Consider the following 25,952-nt stretch of genomic DNA (forward strand, 5'->3'; position numbering starts at 1 on the left):
CGGGGTCAGCGCACCTCGATGAAAGCCCCCGCATCCCGCTCGGGCCGGGCCTTCGGCTCCTCGGCCGCGTGCCCGACGGCGACGGCGCCCATGGGATCCCAGCCCTCCGGCAGCGCGAGCACGTCCCGGACGACGTCCCGGCAGAACATCGTCGACGACACCCACGCGGATCCGAGCCGCTCCCCGGCGAGCGCGACCAGGAAGTTCTGCACGCCGGCGCCGGTGGCGACCACGAACATCTCCCGCTCGGCCCCGTCGCGCCGGGCGTCGCCGTACGTGTGGGACCCGTCCATGACGAGGCACGGCACGACGAGGTACGGAGCCCTGCGCAACACGTCCCCGCGGCGCACCCGTTTGGCGATGGACTCCGCGCTCTTCCCGTCCCGCTCCAGATCGGCGATCCAGGCGTCCCGCATGGCGTCGAGGAGCCGCGTACGCGACTCGGCCGTCTCCAGGAGGACGAATCTCCACGGTGTCGTGTGATGCGGGGCCGGCGCGGTCACCGCCGCGGCCACCGCACGCCGTACGGCACCGGGGTCGACCGGCTCGTCGGTGAAGGCCCGTACGGTACGCCGCTGGGTGACGGCCTCCCGTACGGCCTCGGAGGTGCCGAGCCGGAACATGTCGTCGCGGGCGCTCCTGGCCATGCCCCGGGCTCCTTCGTCCCCGCCGTCCCCGCCGTCCCCGCGGTCCGTGCCCACCACATGGGACAGCCCGCGCACGACGGCGACCGGCAGCCCGGCGGCCTTGCCCTTGACGAGGTCCCCGGCGGCGGCGAGCTCGTCGGCGGTGGCGACGACGGTGGAGCCGAGCGGATTCCCGTGCGCGTCCGTGCCGCCCCGCAGATCGTCGAGTACGCGCACTCCGGCGGCCCCGATGGCGACATCGGTGAGCCCGGTCCGCCAGGGCCGACCGAAGGTGTCCGTGACGACGACTCCGACCTCGACACCGAGGGTGTCTCGCAGGCCGTCCCGGATCGTCCGCGCGGAGGCGTCGGGGTCCTCGGGCAGCAGCAACACGGTGCCGGCCGGTGTGTTGGAAGCGTCGACCCCGGCGGCGGCCATCACGAGCCCCTGCCGGTTCTCCACGATCCGCAGCGGTCCGCGCCGGGCCACCACCCGCACGGTCTCGGCGTCGATGGCCGCCTCCCGGTCCACCGCCTCGACGACGCGCCCCTCGGCCTTGGAGACGATCTTCGAGGTGACCAGCAGCACATCGCCGTCCGCGAGTCCGTGCCCGGCACCGGCACCGGTATCGGGCACGGCAGTGGCACTGGCGATCAGCTTGGCGAGGTCGTCCCCCGGCCGTACTTCGGGCATTCCGGGCAGGGCCCAGACTCGATAACCGGGCGCACCCGGCGGCAGCTCCCCGGCCGGCCCGCCGCGGGGCATCGCGTCACTCACGTCACTCACGTCACTCATGTCACTCACGTCGCTCAAGCGCCCCGCACCTCCTCCGCCAGCGTCAGTGCCTCGCCGGCCATCGCGGCCGTCGCGTCGAGGTCGGTCATCATCAGCGGGACGGCACGGCACCGGATGCCCGCCTCCGTGACCTGCTCCACCACCGCGGCGTCCACCGTGTCGACCAGCCACCCGTCGAGGAGACCCGAGCCGTAGTGCTCGGCGACCGCCGCCGCGGTGGACTCGACGCCGACAGCGGCGAGCACCTTGTCGGCCATGCCGCGCACGGGCGCGCCTCCGACGATGGGGGAGAGGCCGACCACCGGCACTCCTGCCTCGGCGATCGCCTCCCGGATGCCGGGTACGGCGAGGATCGTGCCGATGGACACGACGGGGTTGGACGGCGGGAAGAGGATCACGTCGGCCGAGGCGATCGCCTCCAGCACTCCGGGCGCGGGCTTGGCCTGCTCGGCGCCCACGGGCACCACGGCGTGCGCGTCCACGGAGGCCCGCAGCCGCACCCAGTACTCCTGGAAGTGGACGGCCTTGCGCTCGCCGTCCAGCTCGACGGCCACATGCGTCTCGACCCGGTCGTCGCTCATGGGGATCAGCCGGACGCCCGGCTTCCACCGGTCGCACAGCGCTTCGGTGACGGCGCTGAGCGGATATCCGGCGCTCAGCATCTGCGTCCGCACGATGTGCGTCGCGAAGTCCCGGTCGCCGAGACCGAACCAGGAGGGGCCGGCGCCGTACGCCGTCAGCTCCTCCTTGAGATGGAACGTCTCGTCGGCCCGCCCCCACCCCTGTTCCTCGTTGATACCGCCGCCGAGCGTGTACATCACCGTGTCGAGGTCCGGGCAGACCTTCAGCCCGAAGAGGTGGATGTCGTCCCCGGTGTTGCCGATGACCGTGATGTCCGCGTCCGGCGCGGTCTGCTGGAGACCACGCAGGAACCGGGCACCGCCGATGCCGCCTGCCAGAACCACAATGCGCATGCCGAGCAGTCTCGCAGGCGGCTACGACATCGCGTCAGCCGGTTACGGGACCTAGGGGGCTTCTGATGGATCTCCGCGGCGTCGCGGCGCCCGGCACGCACTCTCACCGCACCGGACACAGACCCAAGTACGTCCAGTACGCGGGCCTGTGCCCGGCACGCCGAGAGCACGCACCGACCGCCGCTCCTTCACCCACGGAGATCCACCAGAAACCCCCTAGACCACCGAGCACCGGGCGTTGGGCGTCCCGCCGGTCGAACGGAGCTGGGAATGGGGGAGCATCGGCATCTCCGTCAACCCGGGGTAGTACACGTGCAGGCTTATGGCCGGTTCGAGCGAGTCGTTGACGACCTCGTGTACATAGCCGGGCGCGAAAACGCGCTGAGCGCCCGCGCCCAGGGCGCGCGTGCCCCGCTCGGTGCGTTCGGTCAGTGCGCCCTCCAGGACGGTGAGCACGCCGGAGGAGGGGCCGTGGTCGTGCGGTTCGCTGCCCTGTCCGGGGACCCAGGACAACAGCCACACCTCGTAGCCGGGGCCGGTGCGCAGCCGGTGGTACCACCGGGAGGCCGCGTCGTACCGGACGAGGTGCTCCCACTGGGAGCGGTCGGCGGCGATGGATCGGGCGAGGCCGACGAACTCGGCCACGGTGGCCGGATGCTCGCGCGGCGGCTGGAGCAGGTGCGGTACTTCGAGGATGTCGCCGGCGATCTGAAGGTCGCTGTCGCTGTTCATGGAGTGCGGTGTATTCCTCGGCAGATGAGAGTGCTGGAGGTCTGGGTGTCACGTACCGGCCGCCCGGATCGCGGGCGTGAGGTGTGCCCTGGTACGGGCGAAGGGGACCAGCGGCCGGTCTCAGTGGACTCGGCGGCAGCGGGAGCGCGGTGAGCTCAACAGCTGCGACAGCAACAGCTACAGCGAACGTGGACAGCACCGAGGGACCCGGCGGTGCGGGTCGAGGTGAGTGCCGAGTTCGCGAGCATGCCCACCAGCACACCGGTTCACACCCGCACTGTCAACTTGACGTCCGATATGTGGGCGATGTTTCACCTCATCCGGGCCGCCTCGATGGTGAAAGGTTTGTGCAGGAGGTTCCCGGGACACATGGCGCACAACCGGGCGCACGAGCCTCGGCGCGACCCCGTGATCCCTGTGCGGTCCCCGTGGCCCACCTGTGATCCGGTTCGTTTCGTCGGCCGTGTCGGAACGAGATCGAACTCCTGGGCGTCTTTCTCTGTACACATCCCGCGCGGAGTCGGAGTCCCCCGCGGGGTCGTTTTCGGCTGCCAGGGGTTTATGCCGATTTGAACACTTTCCGCATAACCTTGGTTCCGCAGAGTGAATAAGGGGCCCAATAGCAGATCTCGGCTTGACTGGCCCGGATCGGCGCACTTGTAATTTCACTCGTGTCGTTCAGCCGAAATCGGTGACGGCAGCATCACGGGGACGCGAGACGGACGAGGGGCACACATGACCGAGCTGTTTCAGGAACTGCTGGTCGACGAGGCCGAAGAGGAGCTCGGCTGGCAGGAACGGGCGCTCTGCGCGCAAACCGACCCCGAGTCTTTTTTCCCCGAGAAGGGCGGCTCCACCCGCGAGGCGAAGAAAGTCTGCCTAGCCTGCGAGGTCCGCTCGGAATGCCTTGAATACGCCCTCGCCAACGACGAGCGCTTCGGTATCTGGGGCGGTCTGTCCGAGCGTGAGCGGCGTCGTCTGAAGAAGGCCGCCGTCTGATCGCCCGTCTGATCGTGGCTCGATCGCGACCTGGTCGCCGTCCCGTCGCGCTCCGATCGAACGGCGCACAACCCTGTATACGGATACGTAACGAACGGCCCGGCGCAGGTGGGTTATCCACAGGCGGCGGGCCGCTCTGTTGTACAGCCGTTAGTGTGGGCCTCCGTCCGAGACGCCCCGTGGCCCCCCGAGGGCACAGGCGTCCACCGCAGTCCAGCGAACCGGGGCCCGTACCTCGATGTCCGTGCACAGCCATTCGGCAGGTCAGTACGACACTGCCACTGCAGCGTTCGATCCGGCAGGCCCGTCGGCGTTCGACCCAGGTCGTCCGCCCGAGTTTCCGAGGCACGTGGTCACCGCCGTGCTCGTCTCGCACGACGGTGCCCGCTGGCTGCCCGACGCCCTCGCCGGGCTACTGGGCCAGGAACGCCCCGTACAGAACGCCGTGGCGGCCGACACCGGCAGCGCGGACGATTCCGCCCAGCTGGTCACCCAGGCCCTCGGCGCCGACCGGGTACTGCACCTGGCCCGGCGCACCGGTTTCGGCCAGGCCGTCGAGGAGGCCGTCCGCACCGCGGGCGTGCTGACCCCGGACGACCTTCCGTACCTGAAGCGCCCCAGCGGCTGGGACCCGGTCACCCGCACCTGGCGCGACGACACGTACGACCTGCCGGAACTGCCGCACGGCGCCCCCGAGCAGTGGCTGTGGCTCCTGCACGACGACTGCGCCCCGGATCCCGACGCCCTGGCCCAGCTGCTGCGCGTCGTGGAGAACGAGCGGGATCTCGGCAAGGACGTCGCGGTCGTCGGCCCCAAGCTCCGCGGCTGGTACGACCGCAGGCAGCTCCTGGAAGTCGGCGTCACCATCGCCCACAGCGGCCGCCGCTGGACGGGCCTCGACCGGCGCGAGCAGGACCAGGGCCAGCACGACCACGTACAGCCCGTGCTGGCCGTCTCCACCGCCGGCATGCTGATCCGCCGCGACGTCTACGAGGAGCTCGGCGGCTTCGACCGGCGACTGCCCCTGATGCGCGACGACATCGACCTGTGCTGGCGCGCCCAGTCCGCGGGCCACCGCGTCCTGGTCGCCCCCGAAGCGGTCGTACGGCACGCCGAGGCGTCCTCCCGCGAGCGCCGCACCGTCGACTGCGTGGGCCGCACCTCGGCCTCCCCGCACAAGGTCGACAAGGCGGGCGCCGCATACACCCTCCTTGTCAACGTCCGCAGCGCGGCGCTCCCCTGGGTCCTCGTGAGGCTCGTACTGGGCACACTGCTGCGCACGGTCGCGTACCTCGTCGGAAAGGTCCCCGGACAGGCGGTCGACGAGATCCGCGGCCTCCTGGGGACGCTGCTGCGCCCCGAGCGCATCATCGCGGGCCGGCGCAGGCGGGGCAGCCCCCAGATGGACAAGGACGAGCTGCGCGCACTGTTCCCGCCCCCCGGGGCCACGGTCCGGGCCACCGTCGAACAGGCCACGGGCAACCTCGTGGGCCGCTCCGACCCCGAACTGAACGCGGCGGGTCGCCACGGCGGCGCCGTCGAGTCCGGACCGGGCGGCGACGACGCCGACTTCCTCCAGGTCGAGCAGTTCGCCCGCTTGAAGCGCGTCGCCCGCAAGCCCGGGCCGATGGTCTTCGTGGTGCTCCTCTTCTTCTCCCTCATCGCCTGCCGTGAACTCTTCGGCGGCGGTGCGCTCGCGGGCGGCGCGCTGATGCCCGCCCCCGCGGACTCCTCGGAACTGTGGTCGCGCTATCTGGACGGCTGGCACCCGGTCGGCGCCGGAAACACACAGTCCGCGCCCCCTTATCTCGCACTCGTCGCGATGCTCGCGAGCGTGCTGTTCGGATCCACCGGACTCGCCGTCACGGTCCTCCTGATCGGCTCGGTACCGCTGGCCGGCTTCGCCGCCTACTTCGTCTCCCGGCCGCTCGTCGAGTCGCGCCTGCTGCGCGCCTGGGCGTCCGTCGCGTACGCCTTCCTGCCCGCCGCGACCGGCGCGCTCGCGGGCGGCCGCATCGGCACCTCCGTCCTCGCCGTCCTGCTGCCCCTCATCGCGCGCACGGGAATCGCGGCGAGCGGGCTCGCCTCGGAGACGGGCCGCGGCAGCTGGCGGGCCACCTGGGCGTACGCGCTCCTGCTGACCCTCGCCACCGCGTTCACGCCGATCGTGTGGCCCATCGCGCTGGTGCTCGGACTCGCTCTGGCGGCTGTGCGCCGGAGGGACCTCGCCGCCTACGGGCTGCGTTTCCTGGTTCAGCTCGGCACCCCGCTGCTGGTCCTCGCCCCCTGGTCGCTCTCCCTGCTCCCGTTCGGCTTCTTCCAGGAGGCCGGCATGGAGTACGAGTCGGGGGCGGCCTCCGCACTCGACCTGCTGGGCGCCAGTCCGGGCGGACCCGGGACGGTCAGCGGGCTGATGCTCATCGGCATCGTGTGCGCCGCCGTGGCCGCGCTGGTGCGCGCCGACCGGCAGCTGGGAATCTGGGCCGCCTGGACGGCCGCGCTGGTGGCGCTGGTCTTCGCCGCGCTCTCCAACAGCTCCACCTGGGCCGGCCCCGCCACCCTCGTCTACGGCCTCGCCTTCCTCGCCGCCGCCGCCCTCGGCGCCGACGGGGCGCGCTCGCGCGTGGCCGAGCAGAGCTTCGGCTGGCGCCAGCCGGTCGCCGTGCTCATCGCCTTCGCCTCGGCCGCGGGGCCGCTGCTCATCGCCGCCGGATGGATGATCCGCGGCGCGGACGGCCCCCTGGAGCGGCGCGATCCCGTCCAGGTGCCCGCGTTCGTCGCCGAGGAGAGCAATACCCGCGACCAGGCCCGCACCCTCGTCCTCGACAGCGACTCGGCGGCCAAGGTCGGCTACACCCTCGTCCGCGGCTCCGGCGCCCGCCTCGGCGACGCCGAACTGACCGCGGCGGACGGCGAGAACAAGACGCTCGACAAGGTCGTCGCCAACCTCGTGGCGGGCTCCGGCGCCGACCAGGCCAACCAGCTCGGCGGGTTCGCCGTGCGGTACGTCCTGGTGCGCGACGGTGCGCCCCGCGAGGTCAGCCGCGTCCTGGACGCCACACCGGGCCTGAGCCGGCTGAGCCAGCAGGACGGCAGCGCCCTGTGGCGTGTCGACCGGCAGGTCGCGCGCGCGGCCATCGTTCCCGAGGCCGGCGACCCGCAGCCCATCGCGGCCGGCCCCGTCGAACTGCACACCAGGATCCCCGCAGGTGCCGACGGCCGCGTCCTGCGCCTCGCGGACACCGCGAACGAGGGCTGGACAGCCACCCTCGACGGGAAGCCGCTCACCAGGACCACCGTCGACGGCTGGGCACAGGGCTTCGAACTGCCCGCCGCCGCGGGTCGGCTGGACGTCACCTTCGAAGCGCCGCTCAGCCACACCGGCTGGCTGTGGGGACAGGGCGCGCTCGCCGTCGTCCTCGTGGTGCTCGCGCTGCCCGGCCGGCGCCGTGACGTCGACGACGACCTGCCCGAAGAGGCCGTCGTGCCCGTCCAGCCCGTCTCGGGCGAGGGCCGCAGGGCCCGCCGTCTGCGCGCCCAGGCCGAGGCCGAACAGCCCGAGGCCGAACAGGCGGGGGCCGGACAGGGGGAGCGGACCGACGCGTTCCCCTCCGACTTCCCGGCTCCCGAGCAGGGCCCCGCAACCGCCCCGGTCCCGCAGCAGCAGGCCTACGGCGAGTGGGACACGACGACGTACGCCGGCGCCGAGTACGGCCCCTACGGCGGCGAGCAGTACCAGGGTGCCCCGCAGTACCCGGCGGGCACCTACGAGCAGCAGCAGTACCAGGCGGACCCGAACCAGGCGGACCCGTACCAGGCGGGCCACTACGACCCGTACGCGGCGTACGACACGGGGAACGCGGCGTACGACCCGTCGCAGACGTACGGCCAGGGCTACGACCCGCAGTACGACCCGGCGCAACAGCAGCAGCAGCAACAACAGCAGCAACAACAGCAACAGCAACAGCAACAGCAGCAACAGCACGGCACCGACAGTGAGCGCCCCGACGGGAGCCAGCAGTGAACCGCACCACCGTGTCCCTCATCGCCGGCGTGGCCGCGCTCGCCGCCGTCACCGGCTTCGCCTCGATGTCCGAGCCGGGGGCGCCCGGCGGAGACACGGCGAAGGCGGCCGCCCAACTGCCCGTGGAGCGCACCAGCCTGCTCTGCCCGGCTCCGAGCACCTCGGACCTCGCCGAGACCGCGTACACGTCGTTCACGCCCGTCACCAAGGGCGCCGGCACGAGCGGCGAGGCCGAGCTGGTGGCTGCGGGCCAGGAATCGGCCGACGACACGTCCAGCGGCTCCGACGCCGATGAGGACGGCAAGGAGGACGGCAAGAAGGACGGCAAGAAGGAGAAGCCCGTCCTCTCGCCGAAGGAGCCCGGGAAGCCGGTCACGGGCACGTCCTCCGGCGCGCAGTCGCCCGCGCTCGTCGGCACGGCCGGGGGCAGGTTCGCACCCGGCTGGGCCGTCCAGCAGACCACGGAGGTCGAGGCGGGCGACGGCCGAGGCCTGCTCGGCACCGCCTGCTCGGCCCCGGACACGGACTTCTGGTTCCCCGGTGCCAGCACCGCCAAGGAGCGCACCGACTACGCGCACCTGACCAACCCCGACGACTCCGCCGCCGTCGCCGACATCGAGCTGTACGGCAAGGACGGGACCCTCAAGTCGACGGTCGGAGAGGGCATCAAGATCCCGGCGCACTCCAGCGAGACCGTGCTCCTGTCGACGCTCATAGACAAGCCGCAGACCAACCTCACCGTGCGCGTCACCGTCCGCAGCGGCCGCGTGGCCGCCGCCGTCCAGGCGCTCGACGACCGGCTCGGCGGGGACTGGCTCGCCCCCTCCACCGCTCCGGCGGGCAGCCTCGTCCTGCCGGGCATCCCGAAGGACGCCACCTCCGTACGCCTGGTCGCCTTCGCCCCCGGTGAGGCCGACGCCGACCTGAAGGTGCGGCTCGCCTCGCCGACCGGAACGATAACTCCCGCCGGGCACGAGACGCTGCACGTGAAGGCAGGCATGACGGCCGCCGTCGACCTCGGCGACGTCACGCGCGGCGAGGCGGGCTCCCTGTTGCTGACACCGACCGGCAAACCCACCCCCGTAGTCGCGGCCCTCCAGGTCGTACGCGGCAAGGGCGACAAGCAGGAGACGGCGTTCATCCCGGCCACGTCTGCGGTGGGCGCGCGTGCGACGGCCGTCGGCAACAGCTCCAAGGGCTCCACGCTCTCCCTGGTCGCCCCCGACCGCGCCGCGAAGGTCAAGGTCACGGCCTCCGCGGGCAGTGACGGAGGCACGGCCGCCACGAAGACGTACACGATCAAGGGCGGCTCCACCCAGAACGTCGAGCTGCCCGTGCCCGGCGGTCTCAAGGGCACATACGCGCTCACGGTGGAGCGGCTGTCCGGCGGCCCCGTCCACGCGGCCCGGATGCTCGAAGCGGCCGAGGGCGGCGTACCGATGTTCACCGTTCAGACGCTCCCGGACGACCGGGGGACGGTGAAGGTACCGGACGCGGAGCAGGACCTCTCGGTATTGCAGAAGTAAGAGGCTCCAGGGACTTCGGTGTAAGCGGCTGCGGGGCTCAGTCCTCCCCGTAACGGGGATCGACGGTCTCCGGAGTCAGCCCCAGCAGCTCGGCGACCTGTTCCACCACGACCTCGTGCACCATCGCGGCCCGCTCGTCGCGGCCCTTGGTGCGGATCTCGACGGGGCGACGGTAGACGATGACCCGGGCGGGACGGCCCTCGTGTGCCGGCGTCGTGCCGCCCAGAGGTACCGCTTGGTCGCCCCAGCCCTCGTCACCGGCCGGGTCGAACCGGGGCACCTCCAGCACCATGAACTCGATGTCGGAGAGCTGCGGCCACCGTCGCTCCAGCCGCTCCACGGAGTCCTGCACCAGATCGCCGAACACCTCGGCGCGACTGGCCGAGAGGGGCACCTGCGGTGGTGCCACCGGCCCACGCATCCCTCGCCCGTGTCGATCACGACGGCGGGGCCCTGGCGCGGCGGGACGGGGCGGTACTGGGTTGTCCATCACTGACGCAGCGTAGTCCCCGCGCGCCGTCCCGCCCGCACTCGGCACGCGGCCTGGCCAGGGGCCCGGGAATGTCACGTCATGTGGTTCCACAGCCCTCGTTCGCGCCTCGTTCGCGCATGTCGCACGCGTACGCCGCACGTGCATGTCGCAGGGTGATCGTTCAAGCCAAGATCGGACTGGATTCCGCATCCTTCACGATCCTTCACGGGCCGCCGGAAGCACGTCAATTGACCGTGTTCGCACCGACTCGCGATCGCGGCAAGGCTGTCCGGTATCGCGTCAACACCCGTACCCGCAGGTCAAGAAGGCCCGCCGGAGGCCCTCTGTGGCGGGCGTCATCGCGCGACACGGTGGGGTGGCCCCGGGGTGAGTCGTCGCGGCCCGCTCAAGAGTGCGGTACCGTCCAACATCGTGAGCCCTGTACGTCGCTGTTCGCGCACCGCTTGCGGCCGTCCCGCCGTAGCGACCCTGACGTACGTCTACGCCGACTCGACCGCGGTCCTCGGCCCGCTCGCGACGTACGCCGAACCCCACTGCTACGACCTGTGCGCCCAGCACTCCGAGCGCCTCACCGCCCCGCGCGGCTGGGAGGTCGTCAGGCTCGCGGACAGCTCTGCTCCTTCCCGCCCCAGCGGTGACGACCTGGAAGCGCTCGCCAACGCGGTCCGCGAAGCGGCCCGCCCCCAGGAGCGGGCCTCGCAGGCGGGTGGCGGCAACCCCCGCGGCGCGGACCCGATGGAGGTCGCCCGCCGCGGCCACCTCCGGGTCCTGCGCTCACCGGACTCCTGAGCCGAACCCCTGGGCCGAACGCCTGGGCCGGACTCCTGAGCCAAGCCCCGGGGTCAAACTCCGCGACCTCGTGCCCCCGAACGGGGCTTCACCTCGTGTGTATTCGGTGTATGTCTCACTCGGTGACGCACGACCATTGACGCGCCCTTGTCGCGGACACGACCATTTTCCCGGTCCGGCGTGAAATTGATTTCCGCATGGCGGAATCGGGGGAGGCTCCGTGTACGTACAGGAACTCGAGCCCGTGGCCGACTCGCTCGGCCTGTCCGCGCTCGTCGCGACCCTGCCGCTCGTCATCGTCCTCGTCCTGCTCGGCGGGGTCCGCATGAAGGCGCACTTGGCCGGTCTCATCGGGCTCGCGGCCGCGGCCCTGGTCGCCTGGCTCGTGTACGGCATGCCGGCCGGCCAGACGCTCTCCAGCGCTGCCCAGGGGGCGGTGTTCGGCCTCTTCCCCATCCTGTGGATCGTCGTCAACGCCCTCTGGGTCTACCGGATGACCGTCCGTACCCAGCACTTCGACATCCTGCGCCGCTCCTTCGGGCGGCTCTCGGACGACCCGCGCATCCAGGCGCTCGTCGTCGCCTTCTGCTTCGGCGCGCTCCTGGAGGCCCTCGCGGGCTTCGGCGCGCCCGTGGCGATCTGTTCGGTGATGCTGGTCGCGCTCGGCTTCGATCCCGTCCGCGCCGCGGTGGTCGCGCTCGTCGCCAACACCGCGCCGGTCGCCTTCGGTGCGATGGGCACACCGGTCGTGACGCTGGCCCAGGTCACGGACCTGCCGCTGGACACCGTCGCCTCCGTGGTGGGCCGTCAGACTCCGCTGCTCGCCCTGGTGGTGCCCCTGGTGCTCGTCTTCCTGGTGGACGGGCGACGTGGCCTGCGGGAGACCTGGGTGCCCGCCGCGGCGTGCGGACTCGCTTTCGCGGTGGCCCAGTTCGCCGCCTCCAACTACGTCTCCGCCCAACTCGCCGACATCGGGGCCGCCCTGGCCGGCGCGGGCGCGCTGATGGCGGTGCCGCAGGCACGCAGGCCCGCTGCCGAGCCCGTACGGGCCGCGGTCCTGACGGGCGTACGCAGCGAGGACCTGGACGAGGAGGACCCGCGCTCCGAAGTGCTGCGCGCGTACAGCCCGTACGCGCTGATCGTCGTGATCTTCTCCCTGGCCCAGATCCCGGCGCTGAAGGACCAGTTGGCGAAGACGACCCGCGTCTTCGACTGGCCCTTCCTGAACGTCGTGAACCCTGATGGCGATCCGGTCGGCGGAAACGTCTTCACCTGGCCGATCGTCTCCACCGGGGGCACGCTGGTGCTGCTCGCCGGGGTGTGCACGGCGGTCGTACTCGGGGTGCACGCGCGCGTGGCGCTGAAGGAGTGGGCGGCCACCGTCCACGAGTTGAGGTTCGCGATCCTCACCGTGACCTCCGTCCTGGGGCTCGCCTACGTCATGAACCTGTCCGGACAGGCGGCCACGATCGGCCACTTCGTGGCGGCGGCCGGGGCGGGACTCGCCTTCCTGTCACCCGTTCTCGGCTGGTTCGGTGTGGCGGTCTCCGGTTCGGACACCTCGGCCAACGCGCTCTTCGGCGCCCTTCAGGTGACCGCGGCGAGGGAGTCCGGTCTGTCTCCGGAACTCCTCGCGGCCGCCAACAGCTCGGGCGGTGTCCTGGGCAAGATGATCTCGCCGCAGAACCTCACCATCGCCTGCGCGGCGGTCGGGCTCGCGGGCCGCGAGGGGGACCTGCTGCGCAAGGTGCTCCCCTGGAGCCTCGGACTCCTGCTGGTCATGTGCCTGATCGTCGTCGGACAGAGCTCGCCCGTCCTGGAATGGATGCTTCCGTAAGCCCGCGTGGAGCCTGGGTGAGGCCCGCGTGGAGCCTGGGTGGGGCCTGCCTGGGGTCCGCGTGAGGCCTGCGACAGATCCGCGGGAAGTTCGGTTGCGATGTCCGTATGTGCCCGCTCAGGTCCCGCACAGCCGAGTGTCAGTCCGTACGGGTAGTTTGGGGTCTCCGTTGAGGACTCCAGGAGGGTTGGCCGTGACCGCTGATCTGTCGCAGCTCGTTAAGGCGTACGACGTACGCGGGGTGGTCCCGGACCAGTGGGACGAGACGATGGCCGAGTTGTTCGGTGCGGCCTTCGCACAGGTGACGGGAGCGGACGCGATCGTGACCGGGCACGACATGCGCCCCTCGTCCCCCGGTCTGTCCAGGGCCTTCGCGCGCGGGGCGGCGGCGCGCGGCGTCGACGTGACCGAGATCGGGCTCTGCTCAACGGACCAGCTGTACTACGGGTCGGGGGCCTTCGACCTCGCGGGCGCGATGTTCACGGCCTCGCACAACCCGGCCCGCTACAACGGCATCAAGATGTGCCGGGCGGGCGCCACCCCCGTCGGCCAGGACACCGGCCTCACCGACATCCGCCGGCTCGTCGAGTCCTGGATCGACTCGGGAGCCCCGTCCTCGGACGCGACGCCGGGCACGATCACCCAGCGGGACACGCTGGAGGACTACGCGGCGCACCTGCGCGGCCTCGTCGACCTGACCTCGATCCGCCCCCTGAAGGTCGTGGTGGACGCGGGCAACGGCATGGGCGGGCACACCGTCCCGACCGTCTTCGAGGGCCTGCCCCTCGAACTCGTCCCGATGTACTTCGAGCTGGACGGCACGTTCCCGAACCACGAGGCGAACCCGCTGGACCCGGCGAACATCGTCGACCTCCAGAAGCGCGTCCGCGAGGAGGCCGCCGACCTCGGTATCGCCTTCGACGGCGACGCCGACCGCTGCTTCGTCGTCGACGAGCGCGGCGAGCCGGTCTCCCCGTCCGCGATCACGGCCCTGGTCGCCGCCCGCGAGCTGGCCAGGCACGGCGGCAAGGGCACGGTCATCCACAACCTGATCACCTCCTGGTCGGTCCCGGAGGTCGTCCGCGAGAACGGCGGCACGCCGGTACGCACCCGGGTGGGCCACTCCTTCATCAAGGCCGAGATGGCCACCTCCGGTGCGATCTTCGGCGGCGAGCACTCCGCGCACTACTACTTCAAGGACTTCTGGAACGCCGACACGGGCATGCTCGCCGCCCTGCACGTCCTCGCCGCCCTCGGCGGCCAGGAGGGCACGCTCTCCGCCCTCGTCGCCCAGTACGACCGCTACGCCGGCTCCGGCGAGATCAACTCCACGGTCGACGACCAGACAGCCCGCCTCGCCGCGATCAGGACGGCGTACGAGGGCCGGGAGGGCGTCACTCTCGACGAGCTCGACGGCCTCACCGTCACCGCCGCCGACTGGTGGTTCAACGTCCGCCCCTCGAACACGGAGCCCCTCCTCCGCCTGAACGCGGAGGCCCGCGACGAGACGACGATGGCAAAGGTCCGCGACGAGGTACTGACGATCATCAGAAGCTGATCTTTTCCAGCCCGTCCGTGGGTTTGTCTTTCAGCCCGTCCGGCGTTTGAGGACGAGGCCGTCCAGGCCGTCCAGGCCGACAAGGGGGGCTGGGGGCGCAGCCCCCAGGAACGGGACGGGAAGGGGCGGCGGGGGCGAACACCCCCGGCGCCCAGCCCGCCACGGCGGTACCCTGACCAGGCCAACCAGGCCACACACATCACCGCAAGACCTCGCCCCACCCCGCCGACCGTCGCGATACGTCGCTGAACCCCGCCCCCGAAGGGACCTGACATGCCGCTCGAAGCCGGCCTCCTGGAGATCCTCGCCTGCCCGGCCTGCCACGCCCCCCTCAAGGAGCAGGAGGCCGAGCTGCTCTGCACCGGCCAGGACTGCGGCCTGGCGTACCCCGTCCGGGACGACATCCCGGTCCTCCTGGTCGACGAGGCCCGCCGCCCCGCGTAGGCCAAGCACTTCCCGTAGCACTGACGAAGAAGCGACCCCGCCAGGTGACGCCAGGTGTCCGGAGGCTGCCCGCCATGTTCGACGAATCACTCCTCGACGACCAGGAGGCGCTGGCCGGCGCGGACCGGCGGGAACTGCTCCGCGGCGCCGCCGAGGCGGGCGCCCGCGTCCGCACGGCCGTTCGACACGCCAACGAGGCCGGGATCGCCGAGCTCAAGCCCGACGGCCGTCCTCGCGCCATCCTGACCGCGGGCCCCGGCCTGGCCGCCACCTGCGTCGCCGACCTGCTCGGGTCGCTCGCCGGCGCCGCCTGCCCCGTCACCCGGCTCACCCCCCGCGGGGTGGCCCCCGCCGCGGGCGCACTGCTCTGGGAACTGCCGGGCTGGGCCGGCCCCGTCGACCTGCTCCTGATCGCGACACCGGACGGCAGCGAGCCCGGCCTCTCGCTCCTCGTCGAGCAGGCCTACCGGCGAGGCCTCACCGTCGTCGCCGTCTGCCCGCCCCGAGCCCCGCTGACCGAGACGGTCGCCGGCACCCACGGACTCTGCGTGCCGATGGCGACCGCACCCTACGAGCCGCAGGCCCCGGCCGCCGCCTCGGCCCCCGGCTCGCTGTGGGCGCTGCTCACCCCGCTGCTCGCGCTGCTCGACCGCACCGGCCTCCTGGCGGCCCCGCCCGAAGCCCTGCAGAAGGTCGCCGACCGTCTCGACCAGGTGGCCGAGCGCTGCGGCCCCGCCATCGCGACCTACAGCAATCCCGCCAAGACGCTCGCCGTCGAGCTGGCCGAGGCACTTCCGGTGGTCTGGACCGAGGGCGATTCCGCGGGCCCCGCGGGCCGCCGTTTCGTCGCCGCCCTGGCCGAGCTCGCGGGACGTCCCGCGCTGACCGCCGAGCTGCCCGAGGCGCTGGCCTCGCACAGCGTGCTCCTCGCGGGCACCCTGGCGGCGGGCGCGGACCCCGAGGACTTCTTCCGCGACCGGGTCGAGCAGGCACAGGTCCTCCACGCGCGCGTGGTCCTGCTGCGCGACCGCCCGGCGGGAGGCCGCACCGCCGCGCCCGCCGCCCGCGAGCTGGCCCTCGGCCACGACACGGCGATCAGCGAACTCGAACCGGAGGAGGGCGGCGACCTGGAAACACTCGCCGAACTGATCGCCACCACGGATTTCGCCGCCGTTTACCTGGCGCTCGCCTCGACGGCCTGATCTTGAGCCACGCCTCCTGACCAGAGCCCGCAGAACCCGCAGGACCTGTCGAAACAGCACGCGTACCAGTCGGCACACGTACGGAGAAGAAGACAGAGCATGGACCGCCTCGACAACACCCTCCGCCCCTACGCCTGGGGCTCCACCACGGCCATCCCGCGGCTCCTCGGCGCCGAGCCGACCGGCGAGCCGCAGGCCGAGATGTGGATGGGCGCCCACCCGGGCGCGCCCTCGCTCACCCCCCGCGGCCCCCTCACCGAGGTGATCGACGCGGACCCCGAGCGTGAACTGGGCACCGAGGCGGTCGCCCGGTTCGGCCCGCGCCTCCCGTTCCTGCTGAAGATCCTCGCCGCGGGCGCCCCCCTCTCCCTCCAGGTGCACCCCGACCTGATCCAGGCCAAGGAGGGATACGAGGACGAGGAGCGCCGCGGCGTCCCGATCGACGCACCGCACCGCAACTACAAGGACGCCAACCACAAGCCCGAACTGATCTGTGCGCTCACGGAGTTCGACGGCCTGTGCGGATTCCGCGCGCCGCTGGAGGCGGCCGGGCTGCTCTCGGCCCTGGAGGTCGACTCCCTCAAGCCGTACGTCGACCTGCTGCACGCCCACCCCGAAGAGGCCGCGCTGCGTGAGGTGCTGACCGCCGTACTGACCGCGGACCCCGAGCTGATGGCCACCACGGTCACCGAGGCCGCCGCGGCCTGCGCCCGGCTCGGCGGAGCCCACGCCCCGTACGCCGGTATCGCCCACCACTACCCGGGCGACCCGGGTGTCATCGCCGCGATGCTCCTGAATCACGTACAACTGCAGCCCGGCGAGGCCCTGTTCCTCGGCGCCGGCGTGCCGCACGCGTATCTGAACGGCCTCGGCGTCGAGATCATGGCCAACTCCGACAACGTGCTGCGCTGCGGACTCACCCCCAAGCACGTCGACGTCCCCGAACTCCTGCGTATCGTCCGCTTCGAGGCGGGCGACCCGGGCGTACTGCGCCCCGAGGCGTCCCCGGACGGCGAGGAGGTCTACGAGACCCCCATCGACGAGTTCCGCCTCTCCCGGTACGTCCTCCCGGCGGGCGGCCCCGCCCACGACCTCACTCGCCGCACCCCGCAGATCCTGCTGTGCACCGCGGGCTCCGTACGGACGGGCGACCACTCGCTCGTCCCCGGTGGTTCCGTCTTCGTACCGGCCGGAGAAAAGGTGGAAGTGTCCGGGAGCGGGACGATTTTCCGGGCCACGGTCGTCGTCTGAGGGAGTCACTGTGGCGGCCTGGCACTCCGCGGTGGGCCCGGGCTGTAACAATGACCCACCGCAAAGGGCAGGCAAAGCGCGGGACGGCAGCCGGGCGACGGCCGGCGGTGGCCGGACCGCGGCCGGGTGGCAGCCAAGCGGCTGCCGAGCGGGCAGACGAGTGGCAGACGAAGGGACATCGGGAACACATGAGCGCGTCAGGCGGCACCAAGGCGATCGTGGCGGCACTCGCCGCCAACCTCGCGATCGCGGTAGCGAAGTTCGTGGCGTTCCTCTTCAGCGGTTCGTCGTCGATGCTCGCCGAGTCCGTGCACTCGCTCGCCGACTCGGGCAACCAGGGCCTGCTGCTCCTCGGCGGCAAGAAGGCCCAGCGCGAGGCGACCCCCCAACACCCCTTCGGCTACGGCCGCGAGCGGTACATCTACGCCTTCCTCGTCTCGATCGTCCTCTTCTCGGTCGGCGGCATGTTCGCGATCTACGAGGGCTACGAGAAGATCAAGCACCCGCACGAGATCGAGCACTGGTACTGGCCGGTGGGCGTCCTCGTCTTCGCGATCATCGCCGAGTCCTTCTCCTTCTGGACGGCCATCAAGGAGTCCAACCACACTCGCGGCAAGCAGTCCTGGAAGGACTTCGTACGCCACGCCAAGGCGCCCGAGCTGCCGGTCGTCCTCCTTGAGGACCTGGGCGCGCTGGTCGGTCTGGTCCTCGCGCTCGGCGGCGTCAGCCTGGCCCTGGCCACGGGCGAAGGCGTCTGGGACGGCATCGGCACCCTCTGCATCGGCATCCTGCTCATCGTCATCGCGATCATCCTGGCCGTCGAGACCAAGTCGCTGCTCCTGGGCGAGGCCGCCGGCCTCGAAGAGGTCCGGAAGATCGAGGCCGCGATCGTCGACGGCGACACGGTCACCGGCATCATCCACATGCGCACGCTCCACCTCGGCCCCGAGGAGCTGCTGGTCGCCGCCAAGATCGCGGTCCAGCACGACGACACGGCCTCCGAGGTCGCCTCGGCGATCAACGCCGCCGAGTCCCGCATCCGCGAGGCCGTCCCGATCGCCCGCGTCATCTACCTGGAGCCCGACATCTACAACCAGGCCGAGGCAGCGAAGGGCGCGGAACCGCAGGCCTCACCGGGTGGCCCGGTACCGACCGCCGAACACTGACCGCTGAACACTGATCTCCGTACGCGACCCGTACGCGACCTGTACGCGATCCGTGCATGGCCGGGGCCCGCCGAACAGTTCGGCGGGCCCCGGCCATGTCCGCTCGGACACAGGATCTCAGCTGCCGCGTGGCTACCGGATCTCGCGCAGTACGTCGAGAACCGCGGCCTCGTCGGGGGCCGTCATCAGCCGCTCACGGAACCCCGTGTCCATCAGCTTCCTGGACAGCAGCGCCAGAATGCGCAGATGCTCGTCGCCCGCGGCGGCCTCCGGTACGGCGATCATGAAGAGCAGTTTGGCCTTCGTACCGTCGAGCGAGCCCCACTCGACACCCTCGTCCGACCGCGCGAACCCCACGACCGGCGCGGTCACCGCATCGGTCTTGGCATGCGGGATCGCGATCTCCTCGCCGAGCCCGGTCGTGCCCTGCTCCTCGCGCCGCAGCGCCGTCCGCACCAACTCCTCGACATCCGTGACTTTACCGGTGGCCGCCAGCAACCCGGCCATCTCCCGGATCGCGGCTTCCTTGCCACCGGCGGCGAGCCGAACCTTCACCGTCCGGGCGCCGAGGTACCCGGAGAGCACTTCACCGTCGGCCGAGCTGCCGGCGGAAACCCCCGGCTCGGAGCCGGGGCCCGTACGCCCACTCGTGGCAGTGGTGGCCGCACCCGCACCCACCTCGGCGACCGCGACTGCGGACCGCGGCGCCGGACCTGCGGTTGCTGCCGCTCCCTCGGCCGTCGCCCGGCCACCGGCCGACGACTGCTTCGTCGACTCCATCTGCTCCATCTGCTCCATCTGCTTCGTTCGCCTCCGCTCGCCGACATCGACGAGCGCCACCGTCGTCAGCGCGGTCACCGCGGTCCCGAGGGCCACGGCCACGAAGAACATCGGTACGCCGTGCACGGCGCCCAGCACCGCCACGATCGGCCCGCCGTGCGGCACCGCGTCCTCGACCCCGGCAAGACCAGCGACCGCGCCGGCCACCGCGCCGCCCAGCATGTTGGCGGGGATGACCTGCGCGGGCCGGGCCGCGGCGAACGGAATGGCACCCTCGGAAATCCCGAACAGCCCCATGAACAGCGAGGCGAGACCCGTCTCGCGCTCCTGCTCCGTGTAGAGCCGCCTGCGAATGAGTGTGGCGACTCCCTGCCCGAGCGGCATCACCGGAATCGCGGCGGCGCACATGCCCATGACCTCCTGGTTGCCGGTCGCGATGAGCCCCGTACCGAACAGGAACGCCGTCTTGTTGACCGGCCCGCCCATGTCGAACGCGATCATCAGGCCCAGGATCGCGCCGAGCAGCACGGCACTGGTGCCGGTCATCCCGCCGAGCCAGTCCGTCAGATGCTCGAAGACCCAGGAGATGGGCTTGCCGATCACGTAGACGAAGAAGAGTCCGAGCGCCGTCGTCGCCACGATCGGGATCACGATGATCGGCATGATCGGCCGGACGAACTTCGGGACCTCGACCTTCTTGATCCACAGCACCAGATAACCGGCGAGGAACCCGGTCACGATCGCCCCGATGAAGCCCGCGCCCGCCTCGGAGTCGTACAGCGAACCGGTGTTGGCGATCCACCCGCCGATCATGCCGGGCACCAGCGCGGGCCGGTCCCCGATCGCGTACGCGATATAGCCGGACAGGATCGGCACCATCAGCTGGAACCCGATGACGCCGATGTTGTTGACGTCCATCCAGAAGGAGCCCTTCGGGATGACCAGCCCGCCGGACGGATCGGTGTGTCCGCCGAGCGAGAGCGAGATCGCGATCAGCAGCCCGCCGACCACCACGAACGGGATCATGTAACTGACGCCGTTCATCAGCGCCTTGTACGCGACTCCCCGCTCCTTGCCGCCGCCACCTCCGCCGCCGCCCGCGGACCCGGCCGCTCCGGCGCCGGAACCGGCCGTGGTGCCCCCGCCGTGGACGGGCGCGGTCCGCACCTGCTCGATCAGCCGCTCGGGATGGCGGATTCCCTCGGCGACCCCGACCTTCACGATCCGCTTTCCGGCGAACCGGCTCAGGTCCACGTCCTTGTCGGCCGCGATGATCACGCCGTCCGCGGCTGCGACATCGTTGTCAGTGAGTACGTTCTCGGCCCCGATCGAGCCCTGGGTCTCCACCTTCATGTCGATGCCGAGCCGCTCCGCGGTCTGCGAGAGCTTCTCGGCCGCCATGTAGGTGTGCGCTATGCCGGTGGGGCACGCGGTCACCGCGAGCAGCCTCGTTCGTTGCTGCTCGCCGGTGCCGCCACCCGTGGGGGGAAGGCCGGCCGGACTGGTCACGTGGATCTCCTAACGCCTTTGTCATGCGGGAGCGCGTTCTGTCGTCGTGGGGGATCGCGGTCCGCGAGGTCGCGCACATGTTCCCGATCTCCGGCATCCTGCAACAGCCCCCGGACAGGACCAAAAGTCCAAATGCCCCATAATGCAAAGGATTGTTGCTCCTTGTCCCTCCTCTCTCGTTACCTTGAAATCCGCTTGATCTGTTCGCGGGCGGACTGGGGCCCACTGCGCCGATCGGTGTAAGTTCGTAACCGAGCCAGACGTCGCTGCTGATGGCGGTCGGGCGGTCCAGGCGGACCGACCGTGGGAGAGAGGGCCTCCGACGGACTGCGCTGCGCAAGGCACCGGGCATTCGTGTGCCCCGTGGGGCGCTCACCGTGCCCGCCGCCGCGCAGACCAGCCGAACCCCGGCCCCGTCCCAACCCGAGGAGCAGCTCGTATGACCACTGTCGACAACCGGCAGGACTACAAGGTCGCCGACCTTTCCCTGGCCAGCTTCGGCCGCAAGGAGATCACCCTCGCCGAGCACGAGATGCCCGGTCTGATGGCGATCCGCAGGGAGTACGCGGAGGCGCAGCCCCTCGCCGGCGCCCGTGTCACCGGTTCCCTGCACATGACCGTGCAGACCGCCGTACTCATCGAGACCCTGACCGCCCTGGGCGCCGATGTCCGATGGGCCTCCTGCAACATCTTCTCCACCCAGGACCACGCCGCAGCCGCCATCGCGGTCGGCCCGAACGGCACGCCCGACAACCCCCAGGGCATCCCGGTCTTCGCCTGGAAGGGCGAGAGCCTGGAGGAGTACTGGTGGTGCACGGAGCAGGCGCTGACCTGGCCGAACAGCCCCACCGGCGGCCCGAACATGATCCTGGACGACGGCGGCGACGCCACGATGCTCGTCCACAAGGGCGTCGAGTACGAGAAGGACGGCAAGGCCCCGTCCGTCGACACCGCCGAGAACGAAGAGCACCGTGTGGTCCTGGAAGTCCTCAACCGGACGATCTCGGGCGGCTCGCAGAAGTGGACGCGGCTCGCCTCGGAGATCCGCGGCGTGACCGAGGAGACCACGACCGGCGTCCACCGTCTCTACGAGATGCACCGCGACGGCACCCTCCTGTTCCCGGCGATCAACGTGAACGACGCCGTCACCAAGTCGAAGTTCGACAACAAGTACGGCTGCCGCCACTCCCTGATCGACGGCATCAACCGCGCCACCGACGTCCTCATCGGCGGCAAGACCGCCGTCGTCCTCGGCTACGGCGACGTGGGCAAGGGCTGCGCGGAGTCCCTGCGCGGCCAGGGCGCCCGCGTGATCGTCACCGAGATCGACCCGATCTGCGCACTGCAGGCGGCGATGGACGGATACCAGGTCACGACCCTCGACGAGGTCGTCGACAAGGCCGACATCTTCGTCACCACGACCGGCAACAAGGACATCATCATGGCCTCGGACATGGCCAAGATGAAGCACCAGGCGATCGTGGGCAACATCGGCCACTTCGACAACGAGATCGACATGCTCGGCCTCGCGCAGATCCCCGGCATCGTCAAGGACGAGGTCAAGCCGCAGGTCCACACCTGGAAGTTCCCCGACGGCAAGGTGCTCATCGTCCTCTCCGAGGGCCGCCTGCTGAACCTGGGCAACGCGACCGGCCACCCGTCGTTCGTGATGTCCAACTCGTTCGCGGACCAGACGCTGGCCCAGATCGAGCTGTTCACCAAGCCCGAGGAGTACCCGACCGACGTCTACGTGCTGCCCAAGCACCTCGACGAGAGGGTCGCCCGCCTCCACCTCGACGCGCTCGGCGTGAAGCTCACGACGCTCCGTCCCGAGCAGGCCTCGTACATCGGTGTCCCGGTCGAAGGCCCGTACAAGTCGGACCAGTACCGCTACTGAGCCCGGCGCTCACCAGACGGTTGTCAGCAGGCCCTCGCCCTCACCGGTGGGGGCCTGCCCCCTACGAGGACCCGAGCCACCATGCCCCGCGGCCGATATTCGCTCCATGACCCGCACGACCACACCCCCCTCGCCGAGGAACAGTTCCACTGCGCGCCCGGCCCGTCCGGCTGGCGCTATGTCTCCCAACTGACCACCCCCTCCGGCACAGGCCCCGGGGGCGCCCTCCAGGCCGGCTCAGCCGCCGGTTCGGTCGACCTCGCCGTCGACGACCGCGGCCGCCTCATCCGCCTCGAACTCCACGCGTCGGGCTGGCAGGTCCGAGGCGCCGCCCTCGACGGCGTCACCTGGGTCCGCACCGACCCCACGGGAGATCACGCCACCGAAGGCAATGTCCGCGCTCACGCCTTCACCGGCTCGTCCCCCGCATTCCTCATCGCCACCGCACGTCTGCTGAGCCTCACCCCCGATGCCTCCGCCACGCGTGTACGCCTCGTCGCCTTCACGGACCCGGTCCTCGCCCCGCGCACCCTCGACCAGTCCTGGGCTCTGCTCACGAGAGAAACACACGCCACTGACAACGGCCCCTTGACCGTGGAGGAATACCAGGTCACAGCCCTGGACACCGGCGAGCAGCACACCGTGCACCTGTCCGGCGACGTGGTGCTCTCCGCGCCCGGTATCGAGCTGGAGGACCTCGAATCACCGCCGTCGGCCTTCGCCTGACGACGGTGCCGCGCGGGGTCCGAGATCAGGCAGGCGGGGCGAAGCCGGTGGTGGGAGGCTCCGCGTCGGCCTCCCGCACAGCCGGCGGGACCGGGGAGGTCACAGGGGCCACCGAGGGCCCGGGAGGCTGGGCAACCACTGGGTGGACCGCGCCCTGGACCGCACCGGGGACCGCCCCCTGAGCCGGTCCCTGGATCGGTCCGGAGATCGGAGCCTGGCCCTGGATCGCGATCGGCCCCTGCGGCTGAACCGCGCCGTACGGCATGCCCGGCCCGCCCCCACCCGGATACCCGCCGGGGCCACCGCCGGGAGCCCCGCCACTGAACGCCCGACGCGCCTCCCGCGCCTGCCGCTCCTGCATCACGGCCGCCAGAAACGCCGCCGGCGGAACTCCGTGCGGCGCCGGGGTCCCGGTGCGCTCGGCGACATCGGCCGCGAGCCGCTCCGCCATCGCCCGGCCGACCTGCGGATCCAGCTGCTGTATCCGCGTCAGGTACTGCCGCACGGCCAGCCACAGACCGTCCGGAACCCCGGACAGATCAAGGCCGGAGAACCTCCCCGACAGCCATGGCGGCGGCGGAGGGACAAAGGGCGTACGCCCGGCGGGAATCCGTTCCCGCACGACCAGGGTCCCCGCGAACACGTCACCGAGCCGCCGTCCCCGCGCCGACACGAGAGACGCGACGCACGCCACGACCCCGAACGTCATCAGGATCTCGACCACACCGACCGCCCCACGCACCAGCGCGTGCCGGAACCTGATGGGCCCGCCGTCGTCCCGCACCACCCGCAGCCCGCACGCCAGCTTCCCGAGCGAACGCCCGTGACTGAGCGTCTCCACCGCGATCGGCCCGCCGACCAGCAGAAGAAGGAACGCCGCGATGGACACGGCTGCCTGAGCCGCCTCATCGAGAGCGGCCGTGGACAGGGCCAGGGCAATCAGCACGGCGACATACGCGGTCACCCACACCACCAGATCGAGTACCACGGCCAGCACTCGACTCGGCAGCTTCGCGGGCCGCAGCTCCAGCGCCACCGCCTCGCCCGTCACAAGCTCACTCACGCCCGCCGTCCTTCCCCGAACTGCCTTGAGAACAGCCAGTCTGCCAAGCTGAGGCACATCGCGCCGCAGTGCGACAAGCTGACCACACGACGAGCAGCCGAGGAGCAGCCAACCCGATGGACCTCGACATCTTCGTGTCCTCCCACCGCGCGGAGTGGGACCGGCTCGACGCGCTCCTCAGCCGCCGGCGCCGCCTCACCGGCGCGGAGGCCGACGAACTCGTCGCCCTGTACCAACGCACGGCGACTCATCTCTCCCTGATCCAGTCCAGCGCCCCGGACCCCCAGCTCACCGGCCGTCTCAGCCAACTGGTGGCCCGCGCGCGCAGCGCTGTGACAGGCACCCGCCGTGCTTCCTGGCGCGATGTCACCCGCTTCCTCACGCACGGCTTCCCGGCCGCGGTCTACCGATCACGACACTGGTGGGTCCCGACCGCGCTGCTGTCAACGGCGCTCGCCGTCCTCCTGGGGTGGTGGATCGGAACACATCCCGAGGTCCAGTCCTCGATCGCGGCCCCCAGCGAGCTGCGGGAACTCACGCGTCCCGGCGGCCAGTACGAGACGTACTACTCGAGCCACCCCGCGGCGTCCTTCGCAGCCCAGGTATGGACGAACAACGCCCAGGCGGCCGCGATGTGCCTGGTACTCGGCGGGTTCCTGTGCCTGCCGGTCGTCTGGATCCTCTTCCAGAACATGCTCAACGTGGGCGTGGGCCTCGGCCTGATGTCCTCGGCGGGCCGCCTCGACACCTTCCTCGGCCTGATCCTCCCGCACGGCCTCCTGGAGCTGACCGCCGTCTTCGTGGCGGCCGGCACCGGGCTGCGCCTCGGCTGGACCGTCATCGACCCGGGCCCGCGTACCCGTCGTGCGGCCCTCGCCGAGGAGGGACGGGCCGCCCTGGGTATGGCGATAGGCCTCGCCCTGGTCCTCTTCGTCTCCGGTGCCATCGAAGGCTTCGTCACCCCGTCCGGTCTGCCGACCTGGGCCCGCATCGGCATAGGCATAGCCGCCGAACTGCTCTTCCTCGCATACGTCTACGTCCTGGGCGGTCGTGCGGCGCGGGCCGGCGAGACGGGCGACGTCGAGGAGGCCGAGCGCAGCGCCTCCGTACCGACCGCGGCCTGATGTGCAGGCACACCGGCCAGGCTGCTAGTCTCCTCTTTGCCCCACAAAAACCGTTGACACGGGACGTGTGGGGAGGTAGATTCGAACAGTTGCCTAGAGTTGGACAAGCTCGGTGGCGGCAGTTAGTCTCTGTGAGCTTCCTGGAATTCGAATCCGGTGAAGCGCCTCTCGACAAATCAGAATTGAGTGGCCGGTCAGGCCGGTCGAAAACTTCTGATAAAGTCGGACTCGCCGAAAGAAAGCCACTAGGCAATCGAATAGGCAAAGGCCTACCAACTGGCCACTGGAAATGAATTCCGACCGGAAACGGAACGGGAAACGGATCTGGTAAGGTTGGAAACACGAAGGGAAGCGCCCGGAGGAAAGCCCGAGAGGGTGAGTACAAAGGAAGCGTCCGTTCCTTGAGAACTCAACAGCGTGCCAAAAATCAACGCCAG

General features: G+C 70.9%; 19 protein-coding genes. 13 read left to right on the forward strand and 6 right to left on the reverse strand.

Annotation, left to right across the window (positions count from 1 at the left end; all coding sequences use genetic code 11):
• Window positions 1-5 precede the first annotated feature (5 nt).
• The 3 genes from AB0D14_RS40010 to AB0D14_RS40020 form a co-directional block, all read right to left on the reverse strand.
• Window positions 6-1,391, reverse strand: coding sequence for a coenzyme F420-0:L-glutamate ligase (locus tag AB0D14_RS40010; RefSeq protein WP_362788967.1), 1,386 nt, complete (start codon window positions 1,389-1,391; stop codon window positions 6-8).
• Between the two features lie 44 nt (window positions 1,392-1,435).
• Window positions 1,436-2,395, reverse strand: coding sequence for a 2-phospho-L-lactate transferase (gene cofD / locus AB0D14_RS40015; protein WP_362788919.1), 960 nt, complete (start codon window positions 2,393-2,395; stop codon window positions 1,436-1,438).
• 216 nt (window positions 2,396-2,611) lie between these two features.
• Window positions 2,612-3,127, reverse strand: coding sequence for a cysteine dioxygenase family protein (locus AB0D14_RS40020; RefSeq protein WP_362788922.1), 516 nt, complete (start codon window positions 3,125-3,127; stop codon window positions 2,612-2,614).
• 735 nt (window positions 3,128-3,862) lie between these two features.
• Between AB0D14_RS40020 and AB0D14_RS40025 the strand changes: the two genes are divergently transcribed.
• The 3 genes from AB0D14_RS40025 to AB0D14_RS40035 all read left to right on the forward strand — a co-directional run bounded on the left by AB0D14_RS40025 (window position 3,863) and on the right by AB0D14_RS40035 (window position 9,676).
• Window positions 3,863-4,126, forward strand: coding sequence for a WhiB family transcriptional regulator (locus tag AB0D14_RS40025; protein WP_053723761.1), 264 nt, complete (start codon window positions 3,863-3,865; stop codon window positions 4,124-4,126).
• Window positions 4,127-4,364: 238 nt separating this feature from the next.
• Window positions 4,365-8,150 (forward strand): glycosyltransferase family 2 protein, encoded by a 3,786-nt coding sequence (locus AB0D14_RS40030; protein WP_362788927.1) that lies wholly within the window; start codon window positions 4,365-4,367, stop codon window positions 8,148-8,150.
• Window positions 8,147-9,676: a DUF5719 family protein gene (locus tag AB0D14_RS40035; protein WP_362788930.1), complete on the forward strand. Its 1,530-nt coding sequence runs from the start codon at window positions 8,147-8,149 to the stop codon at window positions 9,674-9,676. Before AB0D14_RS40030 ends, AB0D14_RS40035 begins: the two co-directional genes overlap by 4 nt.
• Before the next feature lie 37 nt (window positions 9,677-9,713).
• Here the strand turns inward: AB0D14_RS40035 and AB0D14_RS40040 are convergent, their stop codons facing one another.
• Window positions 9,714-10,166, reverse strand: a complete 453-nt coding sequence (locus tag AB0D14_RS40040; protein WP_362788933.1) for a metallopeptidase family protein — start codon at window positions 10,164-10,166, stop codon at window positions 9,714-9,716.
• A 369-nt stretch (window positions 10,167-10,535) separates the two neighbouring features.
• Between AB0D14_RS40040 and AB0D14_RS40045 the strand changes: the two genes are divergently transcribed.
• The 7 genes from AB0D14_RS40045 to AB0D14_RS40075 all read left to right on the forward strand — a co-directional run bounded on the left by AB0D14_RS40045 (window position 10,536) and on the right by AB0D14_RS40075 (window position 18,416).
• The gene (locus tag AB0D14_RS40045) at window positions 10,536-10,958 is read left to right on the forward strand and encodes a DUF3499 domain-containing protein (protein ID WP_362788936.1); all 423 of its coding nucleotides are present in this window, start codon (window positions 10,536-10,538) and stop codon (window positions 10,956-10,958) included.
• Between the two features lie 220 nt (window positions 10,959-11,178).
• Window positions 11,179-12,795 carry an L-lactate permease gene (locus AB0D14_RS40050; protein WP_362788939.1) on the forward strand — a complete coding sequence of 539 codons (1,617 nt, stop codon included), beginning with the start codon at window positions 11,179-11,181 and terminating at the stop codon, window positions 12,793-12,795.
• A gap of 193 nt (window positions 12,796-12,988) precedes the next feature.
• The gene (locus tag AB0D14_RS40055; protein WP_362788942.1) at window positions 12,989-14,353 is read left to right on the forward strand and encodes a phosphomannomutase/phosphoglucomutase; all 1,365 of its coding nucleotides are present in this window, start codon (window positions 12,989-12,991) and stop codon (window positions 14,351-14,353) included.
• Window positions 14,354-14,626: 273 nt separating this feature from the next.
• Window positions 14,627-14,797, forward strand: a complete 171-nt coding sequence (locus AB0D14_RS40060; RefSeq protein WP_362788945.1) for a Trm112 family protein — start codon at window positions 14,627-14,629, stop codon at window positions 14,795-14,797.
• 74 nt (window positions 14,798-14,871) lie between these two features.
• Window positions 14,872-15,999, forward strand: coding sequence for an SIS domain-containing protein (locus AB0D14_RS40065; protein ID WP_362788948.1), 1,128 nt, complete (start codon window positions 14,872-14,874; stop codon window positions 15,997-15,999).
• A gap of 99 nt (window positions 16,000-16,098) precedes the next feature.
• A complete protein-coding gene (gene manA / locus AB0D14_RS40070) occupies window positions 16,099-17,250 on the forward strand; it encodes a mannose-6-phosphate isomerase, class I (protein ID WP_362788951.1) in 1,152 nt (383 codons plus the stop codon).
• A gap of 188 nt (window positions 17,251-17,438) precedes the next feature.
• Window positions 17,439-18,416 carry a cation diffusion facilitator family transporter gene (locus AB0D14_RS40075; protein WP_362788953.1) on the forward strand — a complete coding sequence of 326 codons (978 nt, stop codon included), beginning with the start codon at window positions 17,439-17,441 and terminating at the stop codon, window positions 18,414-18,416.
• Window positions 18,417-18,548: 132 nt separating this feature from the next.
• On the opposite strand, the gene AB0D14_RS40080 is transcribed toward AB0D14_RS40075, so the two are convergent.
• Complete coding sequence (locus AB0D14_RS40080; protein WP_362788955.1) at window positions 18,549-20,705, reverse strand: fructose-specific PTS transporter subunit EIIC; 2,157 nt, start codon at window positions 20,703-20,705, stop codon at window positions 18,549-18,551.
• 439 nt (window positions 20,706-21,144) lie between these two features.
• Here AB0D14_RS40080 and ahcY point away from each other — a divergent pair, with 439 nt between their 5' ends.
• Window positions 21,145-22,602, forward strand: coding sequence for an adenosylhomocysteinase (gene ahcY, locus AB0D14_RS40085; RefSeq protein ID WP_362788957.1), 1,458 nt, complete (start codon window positions 21,145-21,147; stop codon window positions 22,600-22,602).
• 81 nt (window positions 22,603-22,683) lie between these two features.
• Window positions 22,684-23,328, forward strand: a complete 645-nt coding sequence (locus AB0D14_RS40090; protein WP_362788959.1) for a hypothetical protein — start codon at window positions 22,684-22,686, stop codon at window positions 23,326-23,328.
• Between the two features lie 25 nt (window positions 23,329-23,353).
• Here the strand turns inward: AB0D14_RS40090 and AB0D14_RS40095 are convergent, their stop codons facing one another.
• Window positions 23,354-24,391, reverse strand: coding sequence for an RDD family protein (locus AB0D14_RS40095; protein ID WP_362788961.1), 1,038 nt, complete (start codon window positions 24,389-24,391; stop codon window positions 23,354-23,356).
• A 116-nt stretch (window positions 24,392-24,507) separates the two neighbouring features.
• Here AB0D14_RS40095 and AB0D14_RS40100 point away from each other — a divergent pair, with 116 nt between their 5' ends.
• Entirely contained in the window at window positions 24,508-25,515 is a 1,008-nt protein-coding gene (locus AB0D14_RS40100) for a stage II sporulation protein M (protein ID WP_362788963.1), read from the forward strand.
• Window positions 25,516-25,952 lie beyond the last annotated feature (437 nt).

It is taken from the genome of Streptomyces sp. NPDC048484 (assembly GCF_040651415.1).
GTDB lineage: Bacteria > Actinomycetota > Actinomycetes > Streptomycetales > Streptomycetaceae > Streptomyces.